Genomic DNA, 12,432 nt, shown 5'->3' with positions numbered 1-12,432 from the left:
GGGCGGGCACGGGGGCACCGCCCCTACGCTTTGACAACACAATTGTTTCGGAAGAAACGGACGCAACTGGTAACAAAACGATAGAATCCTATGTCATAACTTCTGACCTTCCGATCTCCAACTCTACCATGATGGATTCAACTGCCGATACCCTGGAGAACTTGCCCCGCGAGGTGAGGGTTCAGGACCTCCGCAATCTGATCGAAACCTTGCACATCGCCGACGAGGTTGCGACGAAAGGCTACTTGATTACCAGTTCTGAACTGGCTGATTTGATGGATGTAAATGCCAGCGCTGTCACCAGTCGTGGAGACAACTGGGTTTGGCGAAATTGGGTAGTTTCGCGGGTGCGGCGCGAGGGAAACCAAATTCTCTGGCAATTAGAGAGAATCGACCACGTTAGTACAACTGATTAGTGGTTAGTCATGAGTTATTGGTTGATTAATAACTGATGACTAATGACTGTCTCAAAGCAAGATTTGGCAAAATTCCGTAGGGACACAACATTAGTTGTGTCCTTTTAGTCATCAGTTGAGTAAACAGATTAGTTAACATCAGTCCCAGTTAAAAGAAAGAATCCAACTGTAAACTCGTGATCAAAACCCTCCTAAAATGGCATTGCACAATTTGAGGATGATTCTTGTGGGGTACGCGTCCCGCCTGCTTTGAAAATAAAGCGGACGGGCGGGACGCCCATCCCACAAAACAATCAAAATCATCCCGCAATTATGCAACGCCCATAAAATCAGTGATTTTGCATCGAAAATCGAAAATAGCATGAGTATCAGCTTGCGAACAGTCACTGCTACCAGATATGTCACTCCTTTGCGCGAGGGCGGGTCGCTACCGGCGATCGTCGAAGCAGATGATGATGGTATGTATGTGCTCAAATTTCGCGGTGCGGGCCAGGGAGCCAAATCTCTGATCGCCGAGCTAGTGGCGGGAGAGATTGCTCGCGCCTCCGGGCTCCCAATCCCCGAACTCGTCTTTGTTGAACTCGATCCCGAACTGGCTCGCACTGAGCCTGATCCGGAAATTCAGGATTTGATCCGAGCAAGTGCTGGCCTCAACCTCGCCCTCGACTATCTCCCCGGTTCCATCACATTTGACCCGATAGCGGGGAAGTCCGAGGCGGATTTGGCCTCAGAAATTGTCTGGTTCGATGCTTTTGTGACCAACATCGATCGCACGCCGCGCAATGCAAATATGCTGGTATGGCACCGCCGGCTTTGGCTGATCGATCACGGTGCAGCCCTCTACTTCCACCACACCTGGAAAGATTATCTCTCGCGCAGCCGCGATCGTTTTCCGCCAATCAAAGACCACGTTCTGCTGCGTTTTGCTAGTACGCTGGAAGCGGCAAATTCAAAGATGACTCAAACGCTAACCCCGGACATCATTCGCAACATTGTTAAACTAATTCCTGATGCTTGGCTGGTGGGAGATTCTCCTTTCAGCGATAGCAACGAACATCGGAATGCTTATATCGAGTACCTGCTAAATCGGCTAGAATCACCACATATTTTTTTGGAGGAACCGATTAGTGCCCGATCGATTTCTTTATGATTATGCCATTATCCGCGTCGTTCCCAAAGTTGAGCGCGAGGAGTTTATCAACGTGGGGGCGATCGTTTCCTGCGGTACGAAAAAATTCCTCGAAGCCCGTATCGAAATTGATGAACAGCGCTTGATGGCGATCGACTCAACGTTGGATCTGGAAATGATTCGCAATCACCTAGCAGTCATTCCCCTCATTTGTGCAGGCGGCAAGGAATCTGGCGCGATCGGTCAACTTCCCCACAGAGAGCGCTTTCACTGGCTCGTAGCACCCCGCAGCACGATCGTTCAGACATCGCGGGTACATACTGGTTTTTGCCAGAATCTACCGGGTGCGATCGAACATCTGCTCGATACAATGGTGCGATCGTCAAGCCGATTTTAGATTTTAGATTTTAGATTTTAGATTTACTCATTTTAGCTAAAGATGAGAACGCCAGAACCATTGTACTGACGGGAAACTTTTCTAAAGTGTTAGATCGTGTCCGATCGATTAACCGCAATCAGATGCGATCGCGCGTGCTCACGAAAGTCCGCAGCCGGAGTGCGGACTTTCGCGGGCACATATCCGTTTTTTATTACTGTAATTGACCGCACATAATATTAGCTGCAGTGGAGCAAGGTAGAAATATGATGCAAATTGAACCGACAAATATGACTTTCCCTCTCTGGGGTTTAACTATTTTCATCCTGTGGACGATCGCAGTTGTTATCCTGCTGCTAACAGTCAGGATTCGGCATCTATCTGCGGGCGGATCAGTCAAAGATTTCAGCACACCAAACGACGACAGCTTGCTTTGGCGACTATTTCGAGTACAATCCAACTTGATAGAAAACCTGCCTTTGTATTTGGGAGTTGTTTTCCTTCTAACCGTTAGGGGTGTTTCAGGAACAGCAGTAGATTTGCTGATTGTTGTGTACATCCTATTTCGGCTTGTACATTCAGCGGTTCACATCGCTGGCCTCGATCCAAAGTTTCGGTTACTCAGCTTAGTAATTCAGTTAAGCTGTTTGGTAGCCTTAACTATTATGGCAGTTTTGTAGGTGAGAAATTACGCAATTGACAGCTATATATATAGCAATCCTAAATCATTATCATAATTATTGTAGGGGCAATCCGACCCCTACTCCCCGTGGTTGCCCGATAGATAGGGGGTAGGCACGGGGAGTAGGGGTAGCACTACCCCTACAAATTTATCGGAATCATTTAGGATTGCTATAGTAGGGTGCGTCAAGGGCTAACCCTAATCGTTTCTTACACAGCGTAAGTCAGACGCACCTTACAAGTCGATCGCGCCTGTGACATTACTGCCTGTGATTTGGCTAAATTATCGAAGTTTATGAACCGAATATCTCGTGCGATCGCTGTTATTTTAATTGTATTAGGCTGCATTACTTCTGTTTTAGTTCAGCCACCGCAATCAGCCTTAACCGTGCCACATCCTGTGCAAGAATCTCCACGACGCGGAGGAGATGTTGCTGAGGCAATTAATTTTGGACGGCACTTTCAAGAATTAGGAGTTGAAGGCTCGATCGCAATTTACGATTTGAATAGCGATCGGCTTTATCAACACAACCCGCAGCGTAACGCCACAGCTTTTTTACCTGCATCTACATTTAAGATTCTCAACTCTCTGATTTCCCTAGAAACAGGGGTAATTTCAGATGAGATTGCCGTTCTAACTTGGGATGGAATTCAAAGGCAAATTCCCGCATGGAATCGAGACTTGAATATGAGACAAGCCATGAAACTTTCCGCCGTTTGGTTTTACCAAGTTCTCGCCCGCCGAGTCGGACACGAGCAAATGCAAAAATGGGTAGCTAAAGTCGGTTATGGCAACCAAAAAATTGGTAACAAAGACGATATTGACAAATTCTGGTTAGAGGGAGAACTGCGAATCACACCCAACGAGCAAATTCAATTTCTCCGCCGTCTATACAAAAATGACTTACCCTTTTCTGAGCGATCGCTGTCTCTGGTTAAAGATATCATAATTGTTGAACAAACTCCCGATTACACAATTAGAGCTAAAACAGGATGGGCCAATTTTGGAGAACAAACAAAGCCTCAAATTGGCTGGTATGTAGGTTATTTAGAAAAGGATAAAAATGTTTACTTTTTTGCAACAAACATTGATATCCGCAACAATAATGACGCACCTGCCAGAATCGAGTTAACGCGCCGTTGCTTCAAGGATCTGGCGCTGCTGTAAGTGGGTTATTTGTTCTGTAATATTCGCAAAAACGCCAGCGGATAGGCTAACGGTGACAGCCAAAACAGCCATTTATTCGATGCCTGAGTTCGAGCGTTGAAAGCGGAGTCTTTTAAATCTTTTAGAGCTTACGCAATTGGCCCATATAGCAATCCTTGCAGGTGTCGTAAACTTTTTACCCCACCCCAACCCTCCCCTTACTAAGGGGAGGGAGTAAGAAATTCACAAATGATTTAGGATTGCTATATATATAGTTGCTATCGTGCTATATGTCATTTCTTCCAGCAAGGCGACTATCATCTAAGAGAGCATTAAGTTTTTCAACGACTAGCCAGGGGTTTCGACCTTTCAAACAAGCTGCGATTGCTGCTTCATAGGGATTTCTGCCAGTTTTTTTTACGGCTGCGATCGCCTGTTTGTTAGACAATCCCCGCCCGCTGACCAACCAAGCAGCCAAAACCTGTCCTGTACGTCCGATCCCCCCAGAACAGTGAACTACCACCCGTTCACCTTTGCTATTTGCAGATTCCAAGAACGGCAATATGCGATCGATTAAAATATCGCGATCGACCAATTCAAAGTCTGCAATCGGCGCCCAGCAAACTCGATCGCACCCAAATATTTTCCGATATGTTCCCAGTAAATCACTGTAGCGGATGAGTTGCGTCTGAGCGAGCAAGCAGCAAACTTGCTGGATATTATGCCCCTGCATAAATTCAATCCAGCGAGCAACTTCTGCATCGCGGTATCCTGGTCTGGCTGCCCCAAACACAATTAATTCATTCTCTGAAGCCGCAGCGAATTTGTGCATAATGTTTTCAATATTTTTACCTATAATTAAGAAAGACGCACAAATCCTGAATCTACAGTGAAAAACAACAGCTCGATCGCCTTAATGAACTGGCTGCAACCCAAACCAGAAACCGTTTTGTTATGCGACTCAATTGTAGCAGCTTCTGAGATGGCATTCATGCTCAACGGTGAGTGGGATGGGTGCAATAGCTTGGTGCTCACTAAATGCGACAAGGTAGCAATTGAAGCAGCCGCCCGTTTGCTGGAGACATCGTGGTGCTACCAAAATACTTGCGAACCGGTTTTAATTCGGCTGGAAGTTGACGAATTGCTGCGCCGTTATGGAATTGGAGACAGGTTTTTTATTAATGCTAACTTGCGATGCGCGCAATTGAGCGAACTTTGCTTGGAAAACATTGATTTGAGTTATGCTAAATTAAATTTGGCTAACCTCAGCGGCACTAATTTAAGCAAAGCCAACTTAATGGCGGTACAGATGCCAGCAGCAAATTTGAGTGGCAGCAATTTGAGTAAATCGCAACTTGTGAGGGCGAATTTATCAGGAGCAAATTTATCAGATGCTAATCTCAAAGGTGCTGATTTGAGTTATGCAGATTTAAGCAATGTTTGCTTAACAGGTGCTGACTTAAGAGGTGCAAATTTAGCGAGAACAGACTTAAGAAAAACAAGGTTAGATGGGGCAATTTTTGAGTAATACCAAATCCCGCTTAAATACTTTCTCTCACACCGCGTGGGTATATCCTGTAAACATTTTAACATCAAACCGACAGTCCGGCAGGGGTTGAAACCCCTGCCTCAAAGCGCAAGTCCTCTAAAAGAGGACTGATGAGTTGTTGAGTCCTCTTTTAGAGGACTTTAGCTATTAGACAGGGGTTTCAACCTCTGGCGGAATAGCGGGTGGGGGGGAGGAGTGGTGGACTAAAAGCTTAAGTTGACACGCTTTGGGTAATGCCGTTTCCCTAGGGCGATCGCACTTCCGGGGTGTGCTTCATAAACGTGGAATCTGCTGTATCTGCGCCCATCCGCGTACATCCGCCACCATCTGCGGTTAAAGTTCCAAAGTAATTAACTGAGCAATTTCATCCGTTTGAAAACCCAACGCCATCGGCTTTTGCACTGTCGGAATCACTTGCACATCATAGAGTTCCGTGACAATTCCTTCAAACCGCAACCAGTGAACGATCGCCCCAGTAGTCAAATCAATCACCATCATACCACAGCGAGCCTCAGCATCCTTGGCTGCTAACAAGTCATCCAATTCTAAACCGCTAAAAGTGTTGTCACCTCCCCGAGGTTTCGAGAGTCCAACAATTGCCCAATTTTGCCAAAAAGCTAGTCCTCGGACATATCCCGGACAAAACGTAATTGCCTCAAATTTCCCTGTATCTAAATCCACATAACCGAATTCTCCTCTCCCCGAATTCAACAACCACAACTTATCTCGATACCAGCGCGGTGAGTGTGGCATTGACAATCCTGTGACGATAATATCATTAGATTCAATATCAATAACTATACCGCCATTTTTTCTGCGATCGCGCCAGCCATCCACCACATCCGACTGACTCGACGCTGTGACATATTTCGCCTCCCCAGCTACCATTGCCAAACCGTTGAGGTGACAGCGGTCTTCATTTATATATTGTGAGATAAAACCGGGTTTCCAGAGAGGTTTGCAACTGTGGCGATCGCTCAAAGTAGCGATACAATTAAACAAAGTGCTAATAAAAATGATTTGATTATTTTTATCGACTGCTATATCGTGAATGTCGATATCGCCTGTAGTATAACCGATTCTTGGTATATATAATTTATCGTATCCTTGGTATAATTTCCCGGATTCTAAGACATTATCTAATTGCCAGAGTTGATATTTGGAACTTAAATAAAGGCGTTCCGGCGTGCAGTAAAGCCCCATTACGCGATCGAATATTCGCCAAAAAGCCGAGATTCTGTTAGTTTCTGGCACAGCACCGATTAACATTAACCTGCTGGTTTGATAGGTGGTGCAAGCGAGGCTGATTTGTTGTTGGGTTAACCAAGATGGAAAATCGCGATCGCCAAAAATTTCGTGTTCGTGGGTTGTATTAAAAGTGGCTTGTTCGTTATTCATAGAATCTGGAGGCATATCTTTAATATATCCCAAATGTAGGGCGATCGTAATTTCCTCGCCTTGCGGGTTTTATCCATCGTACTTGACCCAAATCAACATTCATCTGGGTCTATCAGCGTACATCCGCCACCATCTGCGATTAAAATTCCCAAGTAATTCTGTCCTCATGGCAAAGATCCGACTTTTCCGACTTTATGATCCGACTTTTCCGACTTTACAGAGGCAGGGGCCCTAAGCAACGATAGAGATAGGGGAAAGCCAACCCACGATGTCTAGATTGTAAAGATATCGTAAACCTGGATGTTGTGTTGCGAAGTGTTAAATAAAAATATGGTATAAAAGATATATCTGTGGTATGATAGATTTAAGTTGCATCTAATGTTATAGAAACCCATTCCCCCACGAGGCCAGTGAAAGCCCACTTCATATCAGGACTACCCCGCTCAGGCTCTACTTTACTGGGTGCATTACTACGACAAAATCCCCGCTTTCACGCTGCTATGACTAGCCCAGTCGGGGGATTAGTGGAGAGAATGTTGGAAGCCATGAGCGAAGATAATGAGTTTTCCGTATTTATTTCCTCTGAACAAAAACGGGCACTGATTATGAGCATCTTTTCAGCTTATTACCACCCGCAAGCTGAAAAAGAAGTGATATTCGACACAAATCGTCTTTGGTGCAGCAAGTTGCCATTAATTCTGGAACTATTTCCTGAAGCAAAAGTCATCTGCTGCGTCAGAAACATCGGTTGGATTATGGACAGCATTGAGCTACTGATTCGCCGCAATGCCTTTGATGTTTCGAGGTTATTTAATAATCCAGCGGAACGGGCTACAGTTTATAGCCGTACCGAAGCATTAAGTCAAGGTTCGCGTTTAGTTGGTTATGCTTATAACGCTCTTAAAGAAGCATTTTATAGCGAACAGAGTGCATCTCTTCTACTGGTAGATTACGACCTATTAACCATAAAGCCGGCTAAAACAATGTCGCTGATTTATCAATTTCTTGGGGAAGAGCATTTTGAGCATGATTTCGAGAATGTTCAATATCACGAGCCAGAATTTGATAATAAGCTGAAAACACAAGGGTTACATCAAGTGCGTTCTCAAGTCGAGTTTAAACCGAGAAAAACAATTTTACCCCCCGACTTGTTTGAGCGATTTGATGGCTTATCTTTTTGGACAGATTCAACAAATAGTCGTGCTAGTGCGATTGTAGCGAAGCCACAGTCCGGCAGGGGTTGAAACCCCTGCCTCAAAGCGAAAGTCCTCGCTATGAGGACTGAAAAACTCATTAGTCCTCTTAAGAGGACTTGAGCTATGAGACAGGGAATTCATTCCCTGGCGGACTGGCGGGTTTACTAGCTGAATTGGCGGGAACACAGCTTAAGTTGACACCAATTGGCACGGTGCCGTGTCCTGACTGTGGGTAATATCAATTCCAATGGCACCGGATTTGAGATTAAGCTTTGATGCGGGGGTTTCAACCCCTGCCGGACTTAAATGTAAACGATAGATATAAAGGATAGCAGGAATTATGAACTCATCAACCGCCAACAAGCAAATTATTTTCGTTGACTCTTCTGTACAGAATTATCAAAACTTGATAGAGGGCGCAGATGCTAACGCCAAAATAGTCATTTTAGATGACAAGCGTAGTGGCATTGAACAAATTACCCAAGCACTGGCTAGTGAAAGTGGCATTGAAGCTGTTCATGTAGTTTCTCACGGCAACCAAGGCAGTTTAAAACTCGGTGCAGACGTACTCAATGGGAATGACCTCGAAAAATTCAACACTCAGCTAAAACAGTGGGGAAATGCTCTGACAGAGAACGGAGATATCCTACTTTATGGATGCGATGCAGCCGCCACAGAAACTGGCAATAATTTTGTCAAGCGATTGAGTGAACTCACAGGTGCAGATGTAGCAGCCTCTAACGACTTGACGGGTTCTGCAGCTAAAGGCGGCGACTGGGATTTAGAAATAGTAACGGGCCAGATTGAATCCGCCGTGCCGTTTAATCGGCAGGCGATGGAAGATTATGACTATACACTGGCGACTTTTAATGTCACAGAGGCAACCGATGATGGCACTGGCACTGTAGCAGGCACATTGAGCAAAGCAATTTTAGATGCGAATACCACACTAGAGGATGACACCATTACCCTCACCACAAATGTCAGGTTTACACAAACTCCGAATCAGCTAATCGACAGCAATATTGCTTTTATTGGTGGCGGTTTCACTGTCAGCGGCGATGCAAATAACAGTGGCAGCAATGACGCGGGTGACGTTCGCCCCTTCTTTGTGAAGTCTGGAACCGTCAGTTTCACCAAAATGACCATTCGCGGGGGCCGCGCCCAGGGCGGAGATGGTAGTGGTGGGGGCGCAGGCATGGGGGGTGGCTTGTTTATTTATGACGGCACAGTCAGCCTGAATTCTGTCACCTTTTCTAATAACTCTGCCATTGGCGGAAATGGTGGGATTGGTAACACGGGCGGCGGTGCTAATTTCGTGCCTCTCAATCCGGCTAATAATGGTGCCAACCAAACTGGCAGCAACGGCTTCGGCGGCGGCCCCGGCGGCAACGGTGGCGAGGGCTTCGGCGGCAACGGTGGCGAGGGCTTCGGCGGCAACGGCGGCGAGGGCTTCGGCGGCCGCGGCGGCCGCGGTGGCGAGGGCTTCGGCGGCAACGGCGGCAACGGCTTCGGCGGCGGCGGCGGCTTCGGTGGCAACGGCGGCTTCGGCTACGGCGGCCCCGGCGGCGAGGGCGGCGGTGGCGGCGGCTTCGGCTACGGCGGCAACGGCGGCTTCGGCGGCGGCGGCGGCTTCGGCCAAGGCGGCCCCGGCGGCTTCGGCTACGGCCCCGGCGGCAACGGCTACGGCGGCTTCGGCGGCTTCGGTGGCGGCGGCGGCGGCGGCGGCGGTGGCGCCGTAGGCGCCGACTTCGACGGCGAAGTCGTCGGCGGCTTCGGTGGCGGCTACGGCGGCTTCGGCGGCTACGGCGGCGGCAACGGCGAAGTCGCCGTCGGCAACGGCGGCAACGGCTACGGCGGCGGCGCGGGTATGGGGGGTGCAGTATTCATCCGTCAAGGTACTCTCATGCTTGACAGCACCACATTTATCGGCAACACTGCCACAGGCGGCACAGGTAATGTCAAGGGTCAAGGCAAAGGCGGGGCAATTTTCGCCATGCGTTCTCTCAAAAACACCAACCGCAACAACCAAGGAATGCCAACTAAGCTACCTACCGTCACCTCATTAGGAACCACCTTCACCGGCAACACCGCAGTCGATCAAGCAGGACCTCCCGGTGCTAACACTCCCATCGGTGGTGTCGGCAGCGACCAGGATAATAACGACGTTTACGGGACTATTGCCGCGGCACCCACACCAGCTATCGCTGTCACCACTCCCGAAATCACTCCTACTACCCTACTAGCAGGCACAACCAAGCAAAAACTATACGAAATCGACTTAGCCGTTACCACCCTTAACGCCCAACTCACAGGCGTTACCCTGACTCCCATCGGCACTTACACCACCCCAGACATCAGCGGTTTCAAACTCATCTACTCCACCGACAACATTTTAGATGGGGGAGATACCACCCTCGCCACCCAAATCCCAGTCGCCTCCGGCAGTCCCCTGAACTTTACCGGTCTCACCCAAACCATCAACACCGGCACCACAGGCTACTTATTCCTAACTTCTGACATTGCCACAGGTGCCACCCAAGGCAACACCATCACTATCGACGAACCTACCCTCTCTAACTTCACCTTCGCCGCCGGCAACAAAACTGGAACTCCCACCGCAGGCGGCAGGCACAAGTTCGACGGCATCCCTACCATTACCAGCGTCACCGTACCCGCCAATAATACTTACGGTATTGGCGGAAACCTCGACTTCACGGCAACATTTAGCGAACCCGTCACCATCACCCCCGGTACTGGTAGCGCCAACCTCCCCATCACTCTCGACACTGGAGGTACTGTCAATGCCATTCTCACAAGCAGCGGTGCCTCATCGACTACCCAAACTTTCCGCTACACCGCAGCATCAGGCAACCTTGACAGCAATGGCATCACTGTAGGCGCTAACTTAGCACTCACAGGCGACGCGACGATTCAAGATGCGACTAAAAATAATGCCACCCTGACTTTAAATGGAGTCGCTGCGACAACGGGTGTATTAGTTGATGGCGTTGCCCCAACTGTTACTATCAATCAAGCTACAGGGCAAACAGATCCAACATCAACATCACCTATCAACTATACTGTCACTTTCAGCGAACCAGTCACTGGTTTCGATGCGGCTGATATTGACTTAAGTGGCACGGCTGGTGCAACTACAGCAACGGTAACGGGTAGCGGTGCTAATTATAATGTAGCAGTTAGCGGTATGACTGCTGTGGGAAGTGCGATCGGCATAGTAAAAGCAGGCGGTGTCACTGACATTGCGGGTAATACCAATACTGCTAGTACCAGTACCGATAATATAGTTACCTACGACAACATTGCCCCAACTGTTACTATCGATCGAGCTACAGAGCAAACAGATCCGACTGCAACTTCACCTATCAACTATACTGTCACTTTCAGCGAACCTGTCACTGGTTTCGATGCGGCTGATATTGACTTAACTGCAAGTACAGCAGCGGGAACATTAATACCAACCATCAGAGGTAGTGGCACTGTTTACAGCGTCGAAGTCAACGGCATGACAGGGGGAGGTAATGTAATTGCCAGCATCAAAGCTAACGGCGTTACTGATACAGCAGGTAATAACAACACTGCCAGTACAAGTACAGATAATACCGTTGCTTATAACAACACCTTTCCCACAGTTACATCTATCAACCGCCTTGCGACATCTCCCACTGCTGCGGCTACCGCCACCTACGAGATTAAATTCTCTGAAGATGTTACAGGCGTTGACGTTTCTGACTTTACTTTAGTCCCAAATGGTGTAACTGGTGCATCCATTGGCACTTTAACTCCTGTTGATGCTAAGACTTACCAACTGCAAGTTAACACAGGTACGGGCAGCGGTAAAATTGGGTTAAATTTAGTTGATGATGACAGCATCAAAAACAGCTTGGGAGTGGCATTAGGCGGTGCAACGGCTGGCAATGGTAACTTAACGGGACAAGTTTACGACATTGACAAAACACCGCCCACTGGCAGTTTAAATGCTGTTGCGGATGTGACTACAGCGGGCGGAACCAGTCAAACTTTGACTGTCACTTTCAGCGATAATAATGTTCTCGATGTTTCAAGCTTGGATAGTTCTGATGTTTTGATAAATTGGTCAGGTGGCGCTATTCCTGCTACTTTTGTCAGCGTCGATAATAATAGTAATGGTACGCCTCGGACAGCGACTTATTCCTTTGTTCCCCCTGGCGGAAGTTGGGATAATACTGATAATGGAACTTACACTGTTAACTTGCAAGGAAGTCAGGTTAAAGATGCACTTGGCAATCTTGCTGTTGCTGGTAGTTTAGGGACTTTTAACGTTAATGTTGCGGCACCGGTTGCGACAACCCCGCCATCGGGCACAGCGGGAACACCAACGGGCACAGCGGGAACACCAACGGGCACAGCGGGAACACCAACGGGCACAGCGGGAACACCAACGGGCACAGCGGGAACACCAACGGGCACAGCGGGAACACCAACGGGCACAGCGGGAACACCAACGGGCACAGCGGGAACACCAACGGGCACAGCGGGA

9 protein-coding genes and 1 pseudogene are annotated in these 12,432 nt (G+C 48.1%); 8 read left to right on the top strand and 2 right to left on the bottom strand.

Annotated features, from left to right (window positions below):
• The 5 genes and pseudogenes from QUB12_RS25545 to blaOXA all read left to right on the top strand — a co-directional run.
• Positions 1 to 416 (top strand): annotated as a pseudogene (locus QUB12_RS25545) (ribonuclease HI); the annotation flags it as partial.
• Between the two features lie 361 nt (positions 417 to 777).
• A complete protein-coding gene (locus QUB12_RS25540) occupies positions 778 to 1,566 on the top strand; it encodes a HipA family kinase (RefSeq protein WP_333308996.1) in 789 nt (262 codons plus the stop codon).
• A complete protein-coding gene (locus QUB12_RS25535; RefSeq protein WP_333308994.1) occupies positions 1,544 to 1,942 on the top strand; it encodes a DUF3037 domain-containing protein in 399 nt (132 codons plus the stop codon). Before QUB12_RS25540 ends, QUB12_RS25535 begins: the two co-directional genes overlap by 23 nt.
• 245 nt (positions 1,943 to 2,187) lie before the next feature.
• Positions 2,188 to 2,601, top strand: a complete 414-nt coding sequence (locus tag QUB12_RS25530; RefSeq protein ID WP_333308992.1) for an MAPEG family protein — start codon at positions 2,188 to 2,190, stop codon at positions 2,599 to 2,601.
• Between the two features lie 296 nt (positions 2,602 to 2,897).
• A complete protein-coding gene (gene blaOXA / locus QUB12_RS25525) occupies positions 2,898 to 3,770 on the top strand; it encodes a class D beta-lactamase (RefSeq protein WP_333308991.1) in 873 nt (290 codons plus the stop codon).
• A 265-nt stretch (positions 3,771 to 4,035) separates the two neighbouring features.
• Here blaOXA and QUB12_RS25520 read toward each other — a convergent pair whose 3' ends face one another.
• Positions 4,036 to 4,581, bottom strand: coding sequence for a dual specificity protein phosphatase family protein (locus QUB12_RS25520; RefSeq protein ID WP_333308989.1), 546 nt, complete (start codon positions 4,579 to 4,581; stop codon positions 4,036 to 4,038).
• Between the two features lie 57 nt (positions 4,582 to 4,638).
• Between QUB12_RS25520 and QUB12_RS25515 the strand changes: the two genes are divergently transcribed.
• Entirely contained in the window at positions 4,639 to 5,277 is a 639-nt protein-coding gene (locus QUB12_RS25515; protein WP_333308987.1) for a pentapeptide repeat-containing protein, read from the top strand.
• Positions 5,278 to 5,631: 354 nt separating this feature from the next.
• On the opposite strand, the gene QUB12_RS25510 is transcribed toward QUB12_RS25515, so the two are convergent.
• A complete protein-coding gene (locus tag QUB12_RS25510) occupies positions 5,632 to 6,696 on the bottom strand; it encodes a TIGR03032 family protein (RefSeq protein WP_333308985.1) in 1,065 nt (354 codons plus the stop codon).
• 410 nt (positions 6,697 to 7,106) lie between these two features.
• Here QUB12_RS25510 and QUB12_RS25505 point away from each other — a divergent pair, with 410 nt between their 5' ends.
• Both QUB12_RS25505 and QUB12_RS25500 read left to right on the top strand, forming a co-directional pair.
• Positions 7,107 to 7,940, top strand: coding sequence for a sulfotransferase (locus QUB12_RS25505; protein ID WP_333144234.1), 834 nt, complete (start codon positions 7,107 to 7,109; stop codon positions 7,938 to 7,940).
• Between the two features lie 292 nt (positions 7,941 to 8,232).
• On the top strand, positions 8,233 to 12,432 hold a 4,200-nt coding region (locus QUB12_RS25500), incomplete at its 3' end, for a DUF4347 domain-containing protein (protein ID WP_333308983.1).

This window comes from Microcoleus sp. B7-D4 (assembly GCF_036705125.1).
Classification (GTDB): domain Bacteria; phylum Cyanobacteriota; class Cyanobacteriia; order Cyanobacteriales; family Microcoleaceae; genus Microcoleus.
The sequence above is the reverse complement of the archived record's forward strand: the minus strand, read 5'-3'. Positions and strand labels throughout refer to the sequence as shown.